This window comes from Acinetobacter sp. YWS30-1 (assembly GCF_033558715.1).
GTDB lineage: Bacteria > Pseudomonadota > Gammaproteobacteria > Pseudomonadales > Moraxellaceae > Acinetobacter.
This window is the reverse complement of the sequence record NZ_CP114606.1, coordinates 550,214-570,651: the sequence shown is the minus strand read 5'-3', so window position 1 is coordinate 570,651 and position 20,438 is coordinate 550,214. Positions and strand designations below refer to the sequence as shown.

Here is a 20,438-nt window from a genome sequence, read left to right as displayed (position 1 = left end):
GTGGATTCTTACCAATCGTCAATCTTTCGTTAAGGAGGTGATCCAGCCGCAGGTTCCCCTACGGCTACCTTGTTACGACTTCACCCCAGTCATCGGCCACACCGTGGTAAGCGTCCTCCCTAAGGTTAGACTACCTACTTCTGGTGCAACAAACTCCCATGGTGTGACGGGCGGTGTGTACAAGGCCCGGGAACGTATTCACCGCGGCATTCTGATCCGCGATTACTAGCGATTCCGACTTCACGCAGTCGAGTTGCAGACTGCGATCCGGACTACGATCGGCTTTTTGAGATTAGCATCTGCTCGCGCAGTAGCAACCCTTTGTACCGACCATTGTAGCACGTGTGTAGCCCTGGCCGTAAGGGCCATGATGACTTGACGTCGTCCCCGCCTTCCTCCAGTTTGTCACTGGCAGTATCCTTAAAGTTCCCACCCGAAGTGCTGGCAAATAAGGAAAAGGGTTGCGCTCGTTGCGGGACTTAACCCAACATCTCACGACACGAGCTGACGACAGCCATGCAGCACCTGTATCAGAGTTCCCGAAGGCACCAATCCATCTCTGGAAAGTTCTCTGTATGTCAAGGCCAGGTAAGGTTCTTCGCGTTGCATCGAATTAAACCACATGCTCCACCGCTTGTGCGGGCCCCCGTCAATTCATTTGAGTTTTAGTCTTGCGACCGTACTCCCCAGGCGGTCTACTTATCGCGTTAGCTGCGCCACTAAAGCCTCAAGGGCCCCAACGGCTAGTAGACATCGTTTACGGCATGGACTACCAGGGTATCTAATCCTGTTTGCTCCCCATGCTTTCGCACCTCAGTGTCAGTATTAGGCCAGATGGCTGCCTTCGCCATCGGTATTCCTCCAGATCTCTACGCATTTCACCGCTACACCTGGAATTCTACCATCCTCTCCCATACTCTAGCTAACCAGTATCGAATGCAATTCCCAAGTTAAGCTCGGGGATTTCACATTTGACTTAATTAGCCACCTACGCGCGCTTTACGCCCAGTAAATCCGATTAACGCTTGCACCCTCTGTATTACCGCGGCTGCTGGCACAGAGTTAGCCGGTGCTTATTCTGCGAGTAACGTCCACTTATCCCGGGTATTAACCAGGTAAGCCTCCTCCTCGCTTAAAGTGCTTTACAACCAAAAGGCCTTCTTCACACACGCGGCATGGCTGGATCAGAGTTGCCTCCATTGTCCAATATTCCCCACTGCTGCCTCCCGTAGGAGTCTGGGCCGTGTCTCAGTCCCAGTGTGGCGGATCATCCTCTCAGACCCGCTACAGATCGTCGCCTTGGTAGGCCTTTACCCCACCAACTAGCTAATCCGACTTAGGCTCATCTATTAGCGCAAGGTCCGAAGATCCCCTGCTTTCTCCCGTAGGACGTATGCGGTATTAGCGTCCCTTTCGGAACGTTGTCCCCCACTAATAGGCAGATTCCTAAGCATTACTCACCCGTCCGCCGCTAGGAATCAGGTGCAAGCACCCTATCCCCGCTCGACTTGCATGTGTTAAGCCTGCCGCCAGCGTTCAATCTGAGCCATGATCAAACTCTTCAGTTAAAATCATTTCGAACTTTATAAGTAAAGTTCTTAAACTTGGCTCATCAATTTTCTGACAAATATTTCTCAAATAAACTTCGAGTAATTTCTACCATTCAATCAATGAAAATAATTTCGATCAATCAACCAGTAAAAATCCACACAAGTTGTTCTTCATAATCTCTTAATGATCTTCTCACTACTTCGTCAGTAGCAAGCTAGGTCGGCTATATTACTCTCTATCTCTAGAAAGTCAACCAGTAATGAAAATTATTTTTAAACTTTCTTTCTAAAACTCAACTCAACCATTTCATGCTAAGTTACTGTTTTATCAGAAGTTTTAATCTTCATCACCGCCGATGGATGTGCATTATAGACCAATCCCAAACAAGCGCAACCCCTATTTTTAAGAAAATACTTCAGTTGATTATTATTTCTACAAAAATGTCATATATGCATATTCTTTAATCTAAAAACCCTATTTTTTAGATATCTTTTTACTATTTCCATTTTTTAATTTAAAAAACAGGGACTATTTCGTTTCAGCTTAATAAAGTGCAATTTAGTTTTTTATTCCTATAACTACTCTTGCTTAAAATATTCTTCCAACTCACTCGAATAAATATTTTTCTTATTTTCACAATCCCTATGGACCTCCCAATTAATGCGACTCACCCATAAAAAGATCTAGGTACATTTAGCTCGACTTATTAAAAACATAATTCTGGAATGAAGAATGAAGAATGAAGAATGAAGAATGAAGAATGAAGAATGAAGAATGAAGAATGAAGAATGAAGAATGAAGAATGAACTTAATAAATAACCAGTTTTTAATCTATTTTTATTTTGATTGCTAAATTTAATTCGTAGTTAAATTTCAGACATAAAAAAACCGCCTGATGCGGTATCTATATAATTAATCATTTTTATCGATGGTCGGAGCAGTAGGATTCGAACCTACGACCCCCTGGTCCCAAACCAGGTGCACTACCAGGCTGTGCTATGCTCCGATGTTCAACTCAAAGAGTTGGGGTGAATGATGGGATTCGAACCCACGACAACCGGAATCACAATCCGGGGCTCTACCAACTGAGCTACATCCACCATTACGGTGTCTTCATTATTTAGACATAAAAAAACCGCTTGACGCGGTATCATTTATCTTAACCACCATGAAGAAGATGGTCGGAGCAGTAGGATTCGAACCTACGACCCCCTGGTCCCAAACCAGGTGCACTACCAGGCTGTGCTATGCTCCGATGTTCAACTCAAAGAGTTGGGGTGAATGATGGGATTCGAACCCACGACAACCGGAATCACAATCCGGGGCTCTACCAACTGAGCTACATCCACCATTGCCTTGGTTCTTAAATATCAAGCCACCAAAAATGGCGCGCCTGACAGGATTCGAACCTGTGACCATCCGCTTAGAAGGCGGATGCTCTATCCAACTGAGCTACAAGCGCTTTACTGATGATTTTCACCATCCGCCTTGAAGAATTGGTCGGAGCAGTAGGATTCGAACCTACGACCCCCTGGTCCCAAACCAGGTGCACTACCAGGCTGTGCTATGCTCCGATTCATCTCAGCTTTCGTATCAAGCTTATCGCTTGGTACGGTGTGCATTCTAGGCGTGACGCCATAAGACGTCAACACCTATATTTAAAAAAAATCAAAAAAACACTTCAAGCGTTTATTTATCAAGCATTTCAGACATTTTTTATACAAAATCTTAGCGTTTCAAGCTGGCACTAAAATCCAGCATACGATCTAAAGGCAGTTTGGCTCGTTGAGCTAATGCGGGGTCAACATGAATCTCCTGATCACGATGTTGTAGAACATGCAAGATTCCATCTAGCTCGTTCATGGCCATCCAAGGACAGTGTGCACATGAACGACAGGTTGCTCCTTCTCCAGCGGTTGGAGCTTCAATCAGAATCTTATCTGGCACAGCCTGCTGCATTTTATAGAAAATACCGCGATCTGTTGCCACGATCAAACGCTGATGTGGCAAGGTTTGAGCTGCCTTGATTAACTGAGAAGTACTTCCGACTGCATCAGCAATTTCTACCACAGACATCGGTGATTCTGGATGGACCAGCACTGCCGCATCTGGATATAAGGCTTTCATATTAGCAATTCCGCGCGAACGAAATTCTTCGTGGACGATACACGCGCCATCCCAAAGCAGCATGTCAGCACCGGTTTTATTCTGGATATAACGCCCTAGATGCTGATCCGGTGCCCAGATAATTTTTTCACCTAAACTATCGAGGTGTTCAATAATCTCAACTGCACAACTTGAAGTCACGACCCAGTCAGCGCGGGCTTTAACCGCAGCCGAAGTATTAGCATACACCACTACAGTATGATCAGGATGCGCATCACAGAATTTGGTAAATTCTTCTACCGGACAACCCAAATCCAGTGAACAGGTCGCTTCAAGAGTTGGCATCAGGACGGTTTTTTCTGGTGAAAGTATTTTTGAAGTTTCCCCCATGAACTTAACCCCAGCTACCACCAAGGTCGATGCGGGATGGTCACGTCCAAAACGCGCCATTTCCAATGAATCGGACACACAGCCACCAGTCAGTTCTGCCAGTTCCTGTATTTCAGGATCACAATAATAATGTGCAACTAGTACTGCATTCTGCTTTTCCAATTCGGCTTGAATCTGTGCAAATTTTTCCTGTTTGGCCTGTGCACTGATCTGATGCTCTTTGGGTTCTCCTAAACGATCTAAATGCGCCTGCACAATCGATTTGGCTTCATTGGCTATTAATTTGGTCGCATCATTCATAACAACTCTTACTCTACCCTCATGGTTCATTATTCAACGAACCTTTCACCCTACATCCCGGTCATCTCTAGCAAAATACTTTTTTGACCAGTCATTAAAAATCATAAGATATAAAAAAAGCCCCACAACGGAGGCTTTAGAAACAATCTGAATTATGAACGATAATCAGCATTGATCTTCACATAATCATAGGACAGGTCACAGGTATAGACTGTATCTTTTGCTTCACCACGTCCAAGATCAACACGAATCGTCATTTCAGCTTGTGCCATCACACGTGCACCTGCCTCTTCGGTATAGTCTGCTGCAGCACCACCATCCTTGCAGATTTGTACATCATCTAACCAAACCTGAATTTTTGCAACGTCTAAATTCGCCACACCTGCATAACCGATTGCAGCCAGAATACGTCCCCAGTTTGGATCAGAAGCAAAGATCGCAGTTTTCACCAATGGAGAATGCGCGATGCTATAGGCCACGTCACAGCATTCCTGAGTATTGGCACCACCTTCTACGGCCACAGTAATAAACTTGGTTGCGCCTTCACCATCACGCACAATCAATTGCGCAAGGCGTTTCATGGTACGCATTAATACCTCAAGCACAGCTGCATAACGCGGATCTTCAACTGATGAAATTTCTGTTCCACCGGCCTGACCTGTAGCAATAAAAATGCAAGAGTCATTGGTTGAGGTATCCCCATCAATGGTAATGCGGTTGAATGACTGATTCACTGTCTCAGATAAAAGCTGTTGAACCAGTTCACGGCTGATTGGCACATCAGTCGCCACATAACCTAGCATAGTGGCCATATTTGGGCGAATCATGCCGGCACCTTTGGAAATCCCGGTCATGGTATAAGTAATACCGTCCAGTTCGAACTGTTCAGATGCACCTTTTGGTGTAGTGTCTGTGGTCATGATGCCGGTTGCCGCATCGATCCAGGCATCATCACGCAATGACTCTAATGCAGGCTGCAAACCATTCAGAAGACGTTCCATTGGTAATTGTTCGCCAATCACCCCTGTTGAAAATGGCAATACTTCTTCAGCTTTCACGCCTGCAAGTTCAGCCAGTTTGGCACAAGTGGCTTCAGCATTTGCCATACCTGTAGCACCTGTACCCGCATTGGCATTTCCGGTATTAATCACTAAATAATGTGGGTTACCTACCGCCAGATGTGCTTTAGAAACATGTACAGGAGCAGCACAAAAAGCATTCTGGGTAAATACACCTGCAACATTGGAGCCTTCAGCCAGTTCAAATATCACCAGGTCACGTCGGTTCTGATAGCGTACATACGCTTCTGCCGAACCAATTCTCACCCCTTTTACCACATGCATCTGTGGCATAGATACGTCACCAACTGCCATTTTTAAATGTCCAATATTGAAGTTTCAGAAAAATACAGCTTAGTTGATCTTCATTAAAAAATCGAGCCAAAGCCAGATGAACACTCACTTTTCTTATGGTTTTTCACAATAAAAAACCAGTCATGGTGACTGGTTTTATTAAACTGGATCAAACTTAGTTTTTAGCCAGCTGGGTTGATTCACTCAATAAAGCTTGTTTCGCCTGTTGCTGACTTGCCGCAGAAAGCGCTGGGTTAGAAGCAACAATACGGTCAGCATTCGCTGCATTGGCTGCTGCAATCGCTGCAGTCTGCAAAACGATTGGACGGTTTGAATTATTAAAGGTATAGCGAATGCCAGTACGCGGACTTGCAATGGTCACCTGACCATCTGTACCCGTCTGAAGCTGAGCCGTAGTTGGACCAATGGCCTGCTGAACTTTAGCAGGTGTCGTTGTTGCTGTTTCAGCAAAACTTAAAGTCGGGATTACCAAAGCAGCAACCATCATCGTTTTTAATACTTTTGTCATTGTTTCTTCCACTTTGCGGTGTTCAATCTGCCATTAAATACCATTTAATCCGGTACAGTGCAAACAGTATTCATCAGCTGAAAAGTCCATATACATAAAAAGATCAGGACCATTTGGTCCTGATCTTTTTATAGTTTAGAAACTTAGCAGAAATTAGATCTTGCCATGACACTGTTTGTATTTCAGACCTGAACCACATGGACAAGGTGCATTACGGCTTGCCGGTGCTTCAAAGACTGGTGCAACCGGATTAGCCTGCGCATTCTGTTCAATGGTGATTTCATCTTCTTCAGCCAGTAATCCATCAAATTCCTGATGAGATAACTGCAAACGCATCGCTTCAGCCTGTGCCTGCTGCTGTGCTTCCATTTCAGCCAGCTCTTCAGGTGTTGGCACATGGATACGTGACAGATCAGTAATGACGTCAGATTTAATCACGCCCAGCATGTTTACAAACAGGTTATAGGCTTCTTTTTTGTATTCCTGCTCTGGGTTTTTCTGTGCATAACCGCGTAAATGAATCCCTTGACGCAGGTAATCCATCGCAGCCAGATGCTCTTTCCAGTGACGGTCCAGAGAGTTCAACATGAAATGACGTTCGAGTGATGCTGCAGATTCAGCACCCATTTGTTCACGACGTGAACGGTAACGGTTTACCACTTCTTCAGTAATTCGTTCAACCAGTGCTTCTTCATCTAAACGACGATCCTGCTCTAACCATTGTGCGACTGGCAGATCAATCGATAAGTCTTCACGTAGTGCAAGTTCCAGACCTTCAATATCCCACTGATCATGAATTGATTCAGGCGGAATATAGTTGGCGATCATGCCCTGCATCACTTCACGGATCATCTCTTCGATATAATCTTGCAATGAACTTTCAGCCAGAATCTCATCACGCTGACTATAGATAATTTTACGCTGCTCGTTATTCACGTCATCGTATTTCAACAGGTTCTTACGAATGTCGAAGTTACGTGCTTCTACTTTACGCTGTGCATTTTCGATTGAGCGTGACACCATTTTGTGTTCAATCGCTTCATCTTCTTTTAAGCCCATCGCACGCATCATGGCAACCACACGGTCACCCGCAAAGATACGCATCAAGTCATCTTCAAGAGACAGGTAGAAACGCGATACACCCGGGTCACCCTGACGGCCCGCACGACCACGCAACTGGTTATCGATACGGCGAGATTCATGACGCTCAGAACCGATAATATGCAAACCACCAGAAGCAAGAACTGCTTCATGATTCGCTTCCCATTCTGCTTTCAGGCGTGCTTCATCTTCAGGGGTTGGGTTTTCAATTTTGGCCAGTAGCGCTTTCCAGTTACCACCCAGCAAAATATCGGTACCACGACCGGCCATGTTAGTTGCAATCGTTACAGCACGCGGTGCACCCGCTTGGGCAATAATATCTGCTTCACGCTCATGCTGTTTGGCATTCAGGACTTCATGTTCAATACCAGCTTCTTTAAGCTTGTCAGAAAGAATTTCCGACGCTTCAATAGTGGCCGTACCAATTAGGATTGGCGCAACACCAGCTTCGTGAACACGTTGAATTTCCTGAATAATCGCGTTGTACTTACCTTCACGATTCAGGTAGATCAAATCGTTCTGGTCATTACGAATCATTGGACGGTGGGTTGGAATGATTACCACATCCAGACCGTAAATTTCTTTCATTTCCGCAGCTTCAGTATCTGCAGTACCGGTCATACCGGATAATTTTTTATACAGACGGAAATAGTTCTGGAATGTGGTGGTTGCAAGGGTTTGGTTTTCCGGCTGGATTTCCAGACCTTCTTTTGCTTCAACTGCCTGGTGCAGACCTTCAGACCAGCGACGGCCCGGCATGGTACGACCGGTATTTTCATCGACGATGATCACTTCACCTTCATGGATGATGTAATGCACATTACGTTGATACAGATAGTGCGCACGAATCGCAGCAGTCACATGATGCAGCAAATTCAGATTAGAAGCTGAATACAGGCTTTCACCTTCAGCCAGCAAGCCCATTGCAATCAATTCACTTTCAATGGTTTCAAAACCGGTTTCTGTAATTTCTACTGAACGCTGTTTTTCATCAATCCAGAAATGACCGCCATCCGGGACTTTTTCTTCTTTCTGTGCTTTTAATTTCGGCGGAATGTTATTGATTGCTGCATAAAGCTGGGAAGAATCTTCACTTTGACCAGAGATAATCAGTGGTGTACGTGCTTCATCGATCAGGATCGAATCGACCTCATCGATAATAGCATAGGTCAGACCACGCTGTTTTTTCTCAGCCAGCGAGAACACCATGTTGTCACGAAGATAGTCGAAACCGAATTCATTATTGGTACCGTAAGTGATGTCTGCTTTATAGGCTTCAGATTTTTCTATCGGATTCTGCATGGAATAGATAATCCCAATGCTTAAACCCAAGAATTCGAACAATGGACGGTTTAACTCGGCATCACGTTGTGCCAGATAGTCGTTCACCGTGATGACATGGACACCCTGCCCGCTCAATGCATTAAGATAACAGGCCAGCGTCCCCATCAGGGTTTTACCTTCACCGGTACGCATCTCGGCAATCTTGCCTTCATGCAGGGTAATACCACCAATCAACTGTACGTCATAGTGACGCATTCCCATGACACGTTTTGCAGCTTCACGACAGACTGCGAATGCTTCAGGAAGTAACTTATCTAGACTTTCGCCTTTATTATATCGTTGTTTAAATTCTTCAGTTTTTGCAGATAAGTCTGCATCGCTTAGGGCTGATATCGTCGGCTCGAGCGCATTAATCTTATCTACGATTTTACGCATGCGTTTGAGTTCGCGCTCATTTTTAGTACCGAAGATTCCTCCGATCAGACTTGCCAACATGTATAGACTCTCTAAATCTTGCTTGTCGATTAAATATGTTCTTAGTCGTTATTATGGTGCTAGAAATTTGAACTACAAGGGTTTTGCTGAAAAACCCCAGAAAAAATCTCATCCTTAGTTCTAGCCCTGAGACCTAAGGCAAAGTAATGTAGCAAATTTTACCCATGCAATATAGTTAATTAGACGACTGATTTGTCTGATTCTGAATCGACAGCCTACTTCTTTATTCGGTTTATTCATAAGAAATTCTAAAAACACTATTTTTAATCATAAAAAAATTGGTTCATATTTATTCTCATCGACACATTACAAGATCAATTGAGGCAAGAAAATGAGTTTACGTTTAGGCGATACCGCACCGAATTTTGAACAGCAATCTAGCGAAGGCTTAATTAACTTTTATGACTTTCTAGGCGATAGTTGGGGCATTTTATTTTCACATCCAGCAGACTACACACCTGTATGTACCACTGAACTGGGCTTTACCGCGAAACTGAAAGACGAGTTTACAAAACGTGGCGTGAAAGCGATTGCGCTTTCTGTTGATGATGTTGAATCGCATCATGGCTGGATCAAAGATATCAATGAAACTCAAGGTACCACCGTTAACTTCCCGATCATTGCTGATCAGGACCGAAAAGTGTCTGAGCTGTATGGTTTCATTCACCCAAATGCCAGCGAAACCCTAACTGTACGTTCTCTGGTAATCATTGATCCAAACAAGAAAGTGCGTCTGATTATTACCTACCCTGCATCAACAGGTCGTAATTTCCATGAAGTATTACGTGTAGTCGACTCTCTGCAATTAACCGACAACCATAAAGTCGCAACCCCGGCTAACTGGCAACATGGCGATGATGTAGTGATTGTACCTTCACTGAAAGATGAGGAAGAAATTAAACAACGCTTCCCTAAAGGTTATAAGGCAGTAACTCCATACCTACGTCTGACACCACAGCCTGAGCGAGGATAAGCGAAGCACTGCTTCGCCCGAGCGCAAGAGCCATAGCTATGCTATGGCTGGTAAGGAATTAAAAGGACTCCTTTTTAATTTTGCGCAAGGCAAGCGTAGCGCGCAGTTTCCATTGTACTGCCCTTGCGCAAGACGAGAAGCTATGCTTCGAGTGACAAAACTGAAAGCACTGCTTTTCAGTTTTGCGCAAAGCAAACGAAGTGCGCAGTATTTGAAGCACTGCTTTAATTTGTGACAAGACAAGCGCAGCGCGTAGCTTCCAAAACACCGCTTTGCTTGAATGCAAGACGAGAAGCTATGCTTCGAGTGATAATTTGAAAGCACTGCTTTAGTTATTCGTAAGACAAGCGAAACGCGTAGTCTCTAAAAGGTGGTACTTTTTCGCTCAAGAACCTCAGCTATGCTAAAGTTATACGGATAAGCAAAGTTACTGCTCTTTAACCATGACACCGAAAATTTAGAAAAAACTCTCCACCATGAAAATGAAGATCATCATGCATCAACCCTCATTTTCATGTTTAGTTTGATACCCACCGACGAGCCGGGTTTTCGAACTTTTCCCATCAAGCCTGTCTTCGGACAGGCTTTTTTTTGAAAAAGCCGATATGCTGTTGAAGAGAATGATTAAAAAGGTGAGTTAGGTTGCAATGAAAAATAATTATGTACTTCTTCTGGTTTCTACACTTGTTTTATCTGGCTGTACTCCAGCGCTGCCTGAACAGGAACGCCCAATGCATTGGGGACAGGAACTGCATGAAGAACATAATTTTTATCAGATTAGCAATGAACTTTACCGAAGTGAACAGCCAAGCGATGAACTGACGCCCTTATTAAAACAATATGCCATTAATGTGGTGATCAACCTGCGTTCACGCGATAAAGATACGGATATTTTGTCAAATGAAGACCTCAAGCTTAAACATGTTCCCATTCATACCTGGGCTATGAATCGCGAGGATTTACTGAATGTGATGCAGTTAATCCAGCAGGCACGACAAAATAATGAAAAAATACTTTTACACTGTTATCACGGTTCAGACCGTACCGGTGCCAGTGTGGCCATGTACCGGATTATTTTTCAGAACTGGCGCATTGAAGATGCAGTACAGGAAATGAAGCATGGCGGTTATGGCTTTCATTCAATTTGGCGCAATATTGAAAAATTATTTACTCCTGAAAATGTAAAATGGATTCGCGAGCAACTCGCGAATCCATCTACAGAAACTTCAGTTAAGTAAGAGAGTTAACGCTTATCTAGCGGCACCCAGTCATTCACCCAGGCTGATTTCATGTTCAGGCTGGCATCAGACGCGATTTTCTTACGCAGTGCATCTGCTGTTTCACGGTCTTTAGATGGACCGACCATGATACGCACACCTTTAGATGTCTGGCTCTTGGTGACCTTGTAGCCTTTGGCTCGCAGTTTGGCCGCAATGGCATCAGCATTGGCTTCATTGGCAGCCAATGCCACCTGCACCATCCACTGTTTATCACTTTCACCTTCAAGAAGTTTACGGGCTTTTTCAGCTTCAGCCTTTTTCTTGGCTTCTTCAGCTTTATGTTTCTCTTCAGCTTTGCGCTTTTCTTCTGCCTTACGTTTTTCTTCAGCAGCTTTATGCTCAGCTTCTTTTTTCTTTTCAGCCGCTTTGTGCTCTTCCTCGGCCTTACGTTTTGCTTCAGCTGCCTTATGCGCTTCTTCAGCTTTACGTTTCTCTTCTAGCTTACGTTTTTCTTCTGCAGCCTTCTGCTCTGCCTGTTTCTTGGCAGTATCAGCTGAAGTTTGGGCTTTTTGCTGCTCAAGTTTCTGCTGTTCTAACTTTTTTTGTGCAGCAGCCTTGTCTTCAGCCAGACGTTTTTGCTTCGTCTGTTCATCTTCTGCCAGCTCAGGTGGAATATTGTCTGAACTTTGCTGTCCCATACGATGGGCATTCAAAGCAGCATATTCTTCAGCCGCACGACGTGCTGCATCTGCCTCAGCCTGCTGTTGCATGGCTAAAAATTCAGCTGCACGGGCTTCCTGTTCAGCCACTGCTTTTTCGCGGTCACGACGCTGCTGTTCCAGCAGACGTTTTTCTGTTTCCACATCGACTGTTAAAGAACCTAATGAATTGTTGACTGTATCTTTTGATTCTACTTCTGCAGCCAGTGCCGGGTTTTGCTGACGATCCTGATGAATTTCATTTTGGCCTTTCAGGAGTAATGCTGCCAATAAAACACCACCACCTAGTAAAACAACGCCACCCATCCAGCGTTGTTTGTTATTCATTGACATTCTTCCAAATACTCCCATACCGCCTCTAAGGTATGAAATGAACCACATACCAAAATCAGCTGATTATTCTCTGTTTCATCCAGCGCTGATTTAAAAGCTAATTTTACATTGTCAAATTGTTCTATCAATTCACCTTGCAATGCATCAGTCAAAAGTGTGACCTCTGCCGCACGTGGTACAGATAATGGTGCAATTTTCCACAAATGAACAGTGTCTTTCAACAACTTGACGACAGAATTTATATCTTTATCTGCCAGCATGGAAAATACACAAATGACTTCTTTATATTTCTTGTTGTAATTTAAATAATTGCGTAATTGTTTTAACAGGAACTCTACCCCATGCGGGTTATGTCCGGCATCAAAAATTACAGTCTTATTCTGAATTTCTCGGACTTCAAAACGCCCCGGCAATTTAGCTGCCTGAACTCCTTCCGCAATCGCTGTCTGGTTGACTTCCAGACCACTTAGCAAGATCGCTGCAACTGCTGTCGAAATATTATCCAGCGCCAGTGAACCTGTCGGCAATTTTAAAGTCGTACCTGACGATGCAAAGGCCCAGGTTTTGCCATCTTCAAAGGCTTCATAGAAATAATCACGGTTAACTGCATATAACGGCGCATTGCATTCAGCAGCTTTATCCAGAATGGCTTGCGGAATATCTTGCTGACCACCAAATATCACAGGAATATTCGGACGGATAATGCCAGCTTTTTCAAAAGCAATTTTTTCAATGGTGTCACCGAGCCAATCGGTATGATCTAGCCCAATATTGGTGATGACTGCAACATCCGGATTGACCACGTTGACCACATCCAGACGACCGCCCAATCCGACTTCCAGCACCCACACATTACACAGTTCATGTTTAAAAATCACAAATGCAGCAAGTGTGGTTGCTTCAAAGAATGACAGGCTTAAATCGCATTCGCGACGTGCCCGATCGACTTCAACAAAAGCATCAATCAGCAACTGGTCTTCGACTTCAACCCCACGTAATTTCACCCGTTCATTAAAACGATATACATGAGGAGACTGATACAGTCCGACCTTAAAACCTTGAGCATTGAGAATGGCAGCCAGAGTCGTGGTCGTTGAACCTTTACCATTGGTTCCGGCAACCGTCAGGACTTTAGCCTCCGGATTGATCACCCCCAGCTTTTCAGCCACAGGAATAACACGTTCTAGACCTAAATCAATCCCCGTAACGTGAACATGGCTCCAATAATCGAGCCATGTATCAAGTGAATCAGTTGCTAATGGTGCTGTGTTCAAGGCAGGTTCATCAATTTCGTGATAATACGATAAACTGTATCACGTAATGCATGACGGTGAACAATCTGATCGATTACACCATGATCAAGCAAATATTCAGCGCGCTGGAACGGTTCGTCCAGTTTTTCACGCACGGTCTGCTCGATCACACGTTTACCCGCAAAACCAATCATCGCTTTCGGTTCAGCCAGATGCACATCACCCAGCATGGCTAAAGATGCAGTTACACCGCCGTAGACTGGATGGGTCAATACCACCACATAAGGCAGACCTGCTTCTTTCAAACGCTGAATCGCTGCTGAAGTACGTGCCATTTGCATCAAAGACAGCATGCCTTCCTGCATACGCGCGCCACCAGAAGCTGCAAAACAGATCAAAGGCTGATGTGTTTCAATCGCACGCTCGGCTGCCTGCACAAAACGGTCACCCACTACGGTACCCATAGAGCCGCCCATGAAGTCGAATTCAAATGCGGTTGCAATCATTGGTACACCTTTCAGCAGACCTTGCATCACGATCAGTGCTTCAGTTTCACCCGTTTTCTTTTGTGCTTCCGACATACGCTCAGGATAAGCTTTGCTGTCGACAAATTTCAGTGGATCTTTGGCCGTAAATTCCTGACCCATTTCAGTCTGTACCTGATCAAAGAACCAGTTCAGACGGTCACGTGCTTTCATTTTCAGATGTTCATCGCATTGTGGACAAACATAAGCATTAAATGACATTGCAGTACGTGTCACCAAAGCATGACATTCAGGGCACTCAATGGTTGGCTCTGTGAATGTCGCTTTTAGGGTAGTTTGCTCATCAGGTACATGAATGCCCGGAACAATACGCTCCGTCCATGGGGTCGATGGGCTCAGAATTTTGCCTGATTTCACTTGTTGACTCATACTATAACTCATCGAGCGCTGCTCGAAGCTCCTTGACTTTATTCACCGTCGCAATAACGGCTTGTTCTGGCGCGAGGGTTGCAAACTGTTTTACAAACGCACTTCCCACAATAACTGCATCGGCAGCAACACCCATCGCTTTCGCAGATGCAGCATCACTGATACCAAAACCCACGCCTACAGGAACATCTGTCTCTGCCTTAATTTTCTGAATACGTGCAGCTGCTTCAGATACATCTAATGTTGCAGCACCCGTCACACCTTTCAACGACACATAGTAAATAAAGCCACTGGCCTGTTTCACTACATGCTGAATACGCTCATCAGTTGAGGTCGGAGCCAACAGGAAAATCTGATCCATTTCATATTTTTCCAGCACCTGCCCCAAATCTTGAGCTTCTTCAGGAGGAAGATCGACCAGAAGCACGCCGTCGACACCGCATTCATAGGCATAAGCCACAAACTTTTCATAGCCAATGACTTCAACCGGATTGAGATAACCCATGAGTACCACTGGTGTTTCGCGGTCTTTCAAGCGAAATTCTTTCACCATGTGCAGGGCATCCAAGGTATTAGTGCCACCGGCCAGCGCGCGTTCAGCGGCCAGAGCAATCACCGGACCATCTGCCATTGGATCTGAGAAAGGAAGACCCAGTTCAATCACGTCGACGCCAGCGTCCACCATCTGGTGCAGCAAAGGTACGGTTACCTCTGGATGCGGGTCACCAGCCATAACATAAGAAACTAAAGCTTTACGCTGTTGAGATTTAAGTTGTCCAAATCGTGTGGCTAAACGTGACATAGGGCTGAGCTTTCCTTAAGGTGTTTCAAACTTGAGACATTGACTATGTAGAAATACAAGACATCGCATTGTAACGCTATTTTTTGTACATTGAACAGTGTGCAACATCGACCTCTGGCATTTCATTTCCTGTGCGAGGATTTCAGAACAACCCGAAGGGATCTATTTACGATTATTTTGATTTTTTTCTCAATGATCAAAGATGCCTAATTTTGGCATTCCCTAAAATGTTGAATATTTAGATAAACTTATTTTTATCATGGAAAAATTAATAAAAATGCAGATGTTAGCGCATTCATTTAAAGTTTTCTGAAATTGCAAAACCTGTTTTATACTAGCCCCATTCTCTTATTTTTTTATCTCCTATGCAGACTGACTCTGAAGGTACAGTGCAGGCACGCGCCATTGCACTGTTGCCGCTTATTGTATTTTTAACCATCTTTTTAGGTAGCGGGATCTATCATTCTCTGATCGGAACTGAATTTGCGTTTTATCAGATTAAAGCGCCTGTTGCTGCCCTGCCCGCGATTATCTTGGCTGCATTAGTGTATCGTGGCAAACTCAATCAGGGTATTGAAGAATTTCTTAAAGGTGCCAGCCATCCTAACCTGATTCTGATGTTCATGGTGTTTATGCTGGCCGGTGCTTTTGCCAGTGTCAGCAGTGCGATTGGCAGTGTTGATGCCACTGTACAAATGGGCCTGTCTGTTATTCCTCCGAGTTTTGTCTTACCGATGCTTTTTGTGATTTCGGCATTTATTGCGACGGCGATGGGTACCTCAATGGGAACTATTGCCGCCTGTGCACCGATTGCCTTTGGCTTTGCACAAGTAACCGGGATTCCGGTGGTTTATGCGATTGGCGCCGTGGTCGGTGGAGCAATGTTCGGTGATAACCTGTCCATGATTTCAGATACTACCATCGCTGCAACCAGCAGCCAGAAAGTGCAGTTACGTGACAAATTCAGAGTCAATGTCTGGATTGCTGTGCCGGCTTCTATCGTCACGATTTTGATCTATATCTTCAATACTGGTAGTTCTAGTCCAGTGGAATACAAGGACTTTAACTGGATCCTGGTCCTGCCTTATATTGCGGTCTTTTTACTGGCTTTTAGCCGTCTGCATGTTCTGGCGGTTTTAACCATCGGTGTCGTGTTATCGGGTTTATTTGGGCTATTTGCTACGCCAGATTTCAATATCCTCAAGCTGAACACTTCCATTTATGATGGCTTTGTCGGCATGTTTGAAGTGGCGTTGTTATCCATGTTTTTAGGTGGCCTGTCTGCGATCATGCAACGTGAAGGTGGTTTACGCTGGCTGATCGAACGCATCTACGCGCTGACCCGCTTATTTAAAGTGGGCCGTCAGCGGGCCGGTGAAATCGGGATCAGTTTCTTGGTCGTATTTTCGAATCTGTTTGTAGCAAATAACACTGTCGCGATTATTCTGGCTGGTGATATGGCCCGTGAAGTGGCGAAAGAATATGGGGTTGATCCGAAACGTGCCGCCGCCCTGATGGATATTTTCTCCTGTGTGGTACAGGGGCTGATCCCTTATGGCGCACAATTATTACTGGCCTGTTCGATTGCCAAACTTTCTCCAGTCGAGCTAATCGGGGGCGTGTATTATTGCTGGATTCTGGCAATCTTTGCAGTGATCGCGATTGCTTTCCGATACCCTAAATTAAAAACAGCTTAAATTAAGTCATGAGATAAAGCGGCCAATGATGGCCGTTTTTTTATGCCTGATCCTGTTTTAATTGTTTTCTATATTGCAATAAAGTCCGGCCTGTTGCCGCTTTATAAGCACGGGCCAAAGCCGACTGGTCAGAATAGTCTAGTTGCTGGGCAATCTCGGTCAGGCTTAGGGGCTGATGCAATAAGCTTTCACAGCGTTTGATCCTTTCCTGCTCCAATAGTTTTTTAAAAGAAATACCCTGCTCACTTAGTTGACGCTGCAAGGTTCGGGTCGATACAAACAGTTGCTCGGCCAGCTGTTCAATTTTAATGGCCTGCTGTCTGCTTCTCAGATGCTCTGCGACCACCTTTTGGGCCTGAGTTAAAATACTTTCTACAGGCGGTTTGGCCGCAATCGCTTCTTCAGCCTGACGAATCAATAACTGTAATAGCATTGGATCGGCCTGTTCCGATTTCAGGCTCAGTCCCTGTATATCCAGTTCAAAGCCATAATCCTGCTGTGAAAACTGCACTTCCGCAGCATAGAATTTTTGATAGTGAATTCGGGCAATTTCTGGCGCATGGGCAAAACGCACCCGACGCAAGAGTAAAGGATGATCCTGCAAAATAAAACGTCCCAATTGCACCATAGCTGCGATGGTCAGCTCATTCAGCAGGTTATAACGCTCATTCTGATAGATCCAATACAATTCAATACTCTGTGCATGCTGTCTTAGTTGCAATGGGACAAATTCACTCCCATCAATGACCAGTCGCTGAAAACGCATGATATAGCCGATGATCTCAGGAATACTGCTGCTTTTAGATACCATATAGCCCAGCACACCAAAATGTTCTGGCCGAATGCACTGCACAATTTCAAAAATTAACTGTGGACACGCTAGCTGTTTTTGGGTTCTTAACAGGATGCTATTGAGAAAATCCAGCGGAACTTGTGCATCAAAAGGCTGATCAATCAGTCCAATGAGCTGAGGTCGTAGATCTGCAAGAAACTCTGCGGTTAAAGGTTCTATATTTAAGCTACGCAAATAGGTGGCCCATAGTTGGATATAACCATTGGAGATTTTGATGTCCTGCATGAGCGCGTCCCTGTCTCCACTGCGAATGTATATTTTATTTTTCTATGGCGTAAAATGTATAAAAATTGGCCATATCTGTCAAAACAATTTGTGCAATTCTGAACATACTGTCAGCATCTCCAGAAAAAGAATGAAAGCAGATGAACGCACCTTTAAAATCTTCTGTACAGCCTGTGGTACGCAGTAATCTTGATTTTAAGCTGAGTGAAATTCCGCGTTACTGGTTTGGTGGCGATCCATTCCTGACCCGTATGTTTGATGCACTGAGTCTGACCTTTCCAGACGGTGAACGTTATTTCATTCAGAGTGTGCGTCTGTTCCGTGACCAGATCAAAGATCCAGATCTGCAAAAACGGGTAGCTGATTTTATCCGTCAGGAAGCACAGCATGGTATTGCCCATGACAAGATGAATAACCTGATGCGGGAACAAGGCATGCCGGTTGATCAGTTTATTCAGCGTCTGAACTACATGATGAACTATGACCTGAAGAACCGTTCACCTGAGTACAATATTGCAGTCACTGCAGCCGCAGAACATCTGACCGCGCTGATGGCTGAAACTTTTTATGGACAAAAAGATACTTTAAGAAATGCCCATCCTTTTGTCCGTGCCATGTTTGCCTGGCATGCGATTGAGGAAATGGAACATCGTGATGTGGCTTTTGATGTGATGAAAGATGTGGCAAAAACGCCAGAATGGCTGCGTCAATATACTTTGCTCATTACGACTTTGCTGATGTTTGGTTTTACCATTTACCGTGCCAATGTCATGCTTAAACATGATGGCTTTAGTCCGCTGCAACGCTTGCAAATGAATATCAGGGGCTTACCTTGGTTCTTTGGCAAAAAAGGGACTCTGACTCGTATGGGTAAACAGTATCGTGACTGGTTTAAAAAGGATTTCCATCCATCCCAGCACCCAGTGATTGCTCAATATGATGTCTGGGTAAAAACGCTGGCAGAAACCGGTGACCCGATTCAGGCAGGAGAAGCCTTCTGGCAAGCTGCAGAAGATTAAACCTAGAAATCAAAAGCCTTCGAGATTGAAGGCTTTTTTATGAATCCAAAACCTACAAGAAATAAGTTACCACTTGGCATAGTGCTGTTCTAAAAGTCCATATTCATTGACCAGTACAATCTCCTGACCATCTTGCCGGATGGTGCCTGATACTTTTGCCTGCCACTGGCTAAACTGACTGCCGACCAGACGCAGATTCAGATTTTCATAACGGCGCCAGCCCGTATGTACATTCAGGTTCAAGCAGCCATCTAATGACTGGATGTTCCAGCGTTCGTCAGATTCCTGCTGAAACAACACATCCGCCACAGGATAAATTTTACCATTTACCCACAAACAGTTTTCATTACCAAAGCTTTCATTAACACCGGAAGCGAGATTGATCCCGATACGATTATGATTGGCATCCCAGAAATTACAAGATAGCCAGAACCAGGCAGTTTCAGGACGCAAAAAGCCGCAGGTATCATCCAGAGAAGCGAAGGTGCGCTCATTAAACTGGATGGTTTCACCCTGCTTATTTACGAAATAACCTTCACAACCCAAAGTGGTCAATTTCTGGGTATAGGTCCAGCCATTGATTCCGGTCGGACTGCACATACTCAGCGGGTCTGTACCTGCACAGAAAATTCGGGCACTAAGCTTGATTTCACCATATTTGGTCACATGGATATAACGCACCCCATTGGCATGCTGGATATCAATCTGAAAGGGAGATTTGTGAAAATAACTATGATTAAATAATGGCTGTTCGTCTAGCACCGTATTGCGCGAGAAGAAATTGATCGCATTCCATTCCTGCACTTCGTTGGTACTATGGTTATAGATGTAGAAAAAACTGTGCCCAGCCCAAGCGATATCCGCAATCGCAAGGCCAATTGTATAATGTTCGTGTTGAATACTACAGAATTTAAATTTTTTATATTTTAGTTGTTTACGCCATCCCTTGAGTACATCACCATAGGGATTTTTGTACTGGTACGCATTGTAATCAATACTTTTTGGAATTTCTTTGAAACGTCCGTAACGTGGTTGTCCATTTTCCTGAATTAAATCCATTAAGACATTCCATCTCAATCAAAAACTATTTTTGCTTGAAGCTATTATGCCGATTATTGAGATTTGATAAAGAATTTTTTAAAACCGTTCGTCAGCTCTTCCGGCCAATTCTGCTTAAAATAACCATTTTAATTTTCTGAATGAGAAACTGATTTTTTGCTGTTTTATCCAGAACTTGTATAATTTTTATACCACTTCCAGCCAGATTGATCCTTCCTCTTCATCTTTAAAAATTTTCTTATCTATAAAAATAAAAAAATCGT

The 20,438-nt window shown here is 44.3% G+C and carries 14 protein-coding genes, 6 tRNA genes and 1 rRNA gene; 4 read left to right on the top strand and 17 right to left on the bottom strand.

All coding sequences use genetic code 11. From position 1 onward, the window contains the following. Positions 1–30 precede the first annotated feature (30 nt). The 11 genes from O4M77_RS02655 to secA all read right to left on the bottom strand — a co-directional run bounded on the left by O4M77_RS02655 (position 31) and on the right by secA (position 9,108). Positions 31–1,568: ribosomal RNA gene (locus O4M77_RS02655) — 16S ribosomal RNA — on the bottom strand. 912 nt (positions 1,569–2,480) lie between these two features. Next, positions 2,481–2,557: transfer RNA gene (locus O4M77_RS02650), tRNA-Pro, on the bottom strand. Between the two features lie 18 nt (positions 2,558–2,575). After that, positions 2,576–2,651, bottom strand: a tRNA-His gene (locus O4M77_RS02645). Between the two features lie 78 nt (positions 2,652–2,729). Beyond that, positions 2,730–2,806: transfer RNA gene (locus O4M77_RS02640), tRNA-Pro, on the bottom strand. An 18-nt stretch (positions 2,807–2,824) separates the two neighbouring features. Further along, a tRNA-His gene (locus O4M77_RS02635) sits at positions 2,825–2,900 on the bottom strand. Positions 2,901–2,936: 36 nt separating this feature from the next. Continuing rightward, positions 2,937–3,013: transfer RNA gene (locus tag O4M77_RS02630), tRNA-Arg, on the bottom strand. Positions 3,014–3,048: 35 nt separating this feature from the next. Continuing rightward, positions 3,049–3,125, bottom strand: a tRNA-Pro gene (locus O4M77_RS02625). 154 nt (positions 3,126–3,279) lie between these two features. Beyond that, positions 3,280–4,347 carry a quinolinate synthase NadA gene (gene nadA / locus O4M77_RS02620; RefSeq protein ID WP_179993243.1) on the bottom strand — a complete coding sequence of 356 codons (1,068 nt, stop codon included), beginning with the start codon at positions 4,345–4,347 and terminating at the stop codon, positions 3,280–3,282. Positions 4,348–4,499: 152 nt separating this feature from the next. Then, on the bottom strand, positions 4,500–5,720 hold the full coding sequence (argJ, locus tag O4M77_RS02615) for a bifunctional glutamate N-acetyltransferase/amino-acid acetyltransferase ArgJ (RefSeq protein ID WP_179993244.1): 1,221 nt from the start codon (positions 5,718–5,720) through the stop codon (positions 4,500–4,502). A gap of 154 nt (positions 5,721–5,874) precedes the next feature. Then, positions 5,875–6,228 carry a hypothetical protein gene (locus O4M77_RS02610; RefSeq protein ID WP_323713775.1) on the bottom strand — a complete coding sequence of 118 codons (354 nt, stop codon included), beginning with the start codon at positions 6,226–6,228 and terminating at the stop codon, positions 5,875–5,877. A 153-nt stretch (positions 6,229–6,381) separates the two neighbouring features. Further along, the gene (gene secA, locus O4M77_RS02605) at positions 6,382–9,108 is read right to left on the bottom strand and encodes a preprotein translocase subunit SecA (protein WP_323713774.1); all 2,727 of its coding nucleotides are present in this window, start codon (positions 9,106–9,108) and stop codon (positions 6,382–6,384) included. Between the two features lie 331 nt (positions 9,109–9,439). Between secA and O4M77_RS02600 the strand changes: the two genes are divergently transcribed. Together O4M77_RS02600 and O4M77_RS02595 are read left to right on the top strand one after the other, a co-directional pair. Next, positions 9,440–10,081 carry a peroxiredoxin gene (locus tag O4M77_RS02600; protein ID WP_104426585.1) on the top strand — a complete coding sequence of 214 codons (642 nt, stop codon included), beginning with the start codon at positions 9,440–9,442 and terminating at the stop codon, positions 10,079–10,081. A 647-nt stretch (positions 10,082–10,728) separates the two neighbouring features. Continuing rightward, on the top strand, positions 10,729–11,319 hold the full coding sequence (locus tag O4M77_RS02595) for a dual specificity protein phosphatase family protein (RefSeq protein WP_180138164.1): 591 nt from the start codon (positions 10,729–10,731) through the stop codon (positions 11,317–11,319). A gap of 5 nt (positions 11,320–11,324) precedes the next feature. Here the strand turns inward: O4M77_RS02595 and O4M77_RS02590 are convergent, their stop codons facing one another. From O4M77_RS02590 to trpA, 4 genes are read right to left on the bottom strand one after another with little or no spacing between them, the layout of a single operon-like run. Next, entirely contained in the window at positions 11,325–12,353 is a 1,029-nt protein-coding gene (locus tag O4M77_RS02590; RefSeq protein ID WP_411580945.1) for an SPOR domain-containing protein, read from the bottom strand. Next, the gene (gene folC / locus O4M77_RS02585) at positions 12,344–13,627 is read right to left on the bottom strand and encodes a bifunctional tetrahydrofolate synthase/dihydrofolate synthase (protein WP_179993249.1); all 1,284 of its coding nucleotides are present in this window, start codon (positions 13,625–13,627) and stop codon (positions 12,344–12,346) included. The genes O4M77_RS02590 and folC overlap by 10 nt, the downstream gene beginning before the upstream one ends. Further along, entirely contained in the window at positions 13,624–14,520 is an 897-nt protein-coding gene (gene accD, locus O4M77_RS02580) for an acetyl-CoA carboxylase, carboxyltransferase subunit beta (RefSeq protein ID WP_034169942.1), read from the bottom strand. The genes folC and accD overlap by 4 nt, the downstream gene beginning before the upstream one ends. A 1-nt stretch (position 14,521) precedes the next feature. Beyond that, on the bottom strand, positions 14,522–15,322 hold the full coding sequence (gene trpA / locus O4M77_RS02575) for a tryptophan synthase subunit alpha (RefSeq protein ID WP_004782187.1): 801 nt from the start codon (positions 15,320–15,322) through the stop codon (positions 14,522–14,524). 365 nt (positions 15,323–15,687) lie between these two features. On the opposite strand from trpA, the gene O4M77_RS02570 reads away from it, so the two are divergent. Continuing rightward, positions 15,688–17,019, top strand: coding sequence for a Na+/H+ antiporter NhaC family protein (locus O4M77_RS02570; RefSeq protein ID WP_323713773.1), 1,332 nt, complete (start codon positions 15,688–15,690; stop codon positions 17,017–17,019). Between the two features lie 40 nt (positions 17,020–17,059). Here the strand turns inward: O4M77_RS02570 and O4M77_RS02565 are convergent, their stop codons facing one another. After that, the gene (locus O4M77_RS02565; RefSeq protein WP_323713772.1) at positions 17,060–18,097 is read right to left on the bottom strand and encodes a helix-turn-helix transcriptional regulator; all 1,038 of its coding nucleotides are present in this window, start codon (positions 18,095–18,097) and stop codon (positions 17,060–17,062) included. A 140-nt stretch (positions 18,098–18,237) separates the two neighbouring features. On the opposite strand from O4M77_RS02565, the gene O4M77_RS02560 reads away from it, so the two are divergent. Continuing rightward, complete coding sequence (locus O4M77_RS02560) at positions 18,238–19,116, top strand: metal-dependent hydrolase (protein ID WP_180011772.1); 879 nt, start codon at positions 18,238–18,240, stop codon at positions 19,114–19,116. A gap of 66 nt (positions 19,117–19,182) precedes the next feature. Here the strand turns inward: O4M77_RS02560 and O4M77_RS02555 are convergent, their stop codons facing one another. Continuing rightward, a complete protein-coding gene (locus O4M77_RS02555) occupies positions 19,183–20,175 on the bottom strand; it encodes a DUF2804 domain-containing protein (RefSeq protein WP_180048146.1) in 993 nt (330 codons plus the stop codon). Positions 20,176–20,438 lie beyond the last annotated feature (263 nt).

What these genes read in the sequence shown, in the direction of transcription:
- nadA (WP_179993243.1), bottom strand. Translation starts at nt 4,347, where the DNA reads ATGAATGATGCGACCAAATTAATAGCCAATGAAGCCAAATCGATTGTG.
- argJ (WP_179993244.1), bottom strand. Translation starts at nt 5,720, where the DNA reads ATGGCAGTTGGTGACGTATCTATGCCACAGATGCATGTGGTAAAAGGG.
- O4M77_RS02610 (WP_323713775.1), bottom strand. Translation starts at nt 6,228, where the DNA reads ATGACAAAAGTATTAAAAACGATGATGGTTGCTGCTTTGGTAATCCCG.
- secA (WP_323713774.1), bottom strand. Translation starts at nt 9,108, where the DNA reads ATGTTGGCAAGTCTGATCGGAGGAATCTTCGGTACTAAAAATGAGCGC.
- O4M77_RS02600 (WP_104426585.1), top strand. Translation starts at nt 9,440, where the DNA reads ATGAGTTTACGTTTAGGCGATACCGCACCGAATTTTGAACAGCAATCT.
- O4M77_RS02595 (WP_180138164.1), top strand. Translation starts at nt 10,729, where the DNA reads ATGAAAAATAATTATGTACTTCTTCTGGTTTCTACACTTGTTTTATCT.
- O4M77_RS02590 (WP_411580945.1), bottom strand. Translation starts at nt 12,353, where the DNA reads ATGTCAATGAATAACAAACAACGCTGGATGGGTGGCGTTGTTTTACTA.
- accD (WP_034169942.1), bottom strand. Translation starts at nt 14,520, where the DNA reads ATGAGTCAACAAGTGAAATCAGGCAAAATTCTGAGCCCATCGACCCCA.
- trpA (WP_004782187.1), bottom strand. Translation starts at nt 15,322, where the DNA reads ATGTCACGTTTAGCCACACGATTTGGACAACTTAAATCTCAACAGCGT.
- O4M77_RS02570 (WP_323713773.1), top strand. Translation starts at nt 15,688, where the DNA reads ATGCAGACTGACTCTGAAGGTACAGTGCAGGCACGCGCCATTGCACTG.
- O4M77_RS02565 (WP_323713772.1), bottom strand. Translation starts at nt 18,097, where the DNA reads ATGCAGGACATCAAAATCTCCAATGGTTATATCCAACTATGGGCCACC.
- O4M77_RS02560 (WP_180011772.1), top strand. Translation starts at nt 18,238, where the DNA reads ATGAACGCACCTTTAAAATCTTCTGTACAGCCTGTGGTACGCAGTAAT.
- O4M77_RS02555 (WP_180048146.1), bottom strand. Translation starts at nt 20,175, where the DNA reads ATGGATTTAATTCAGGAAAATGGACAACCACGTTACGGACGTTTCAAA.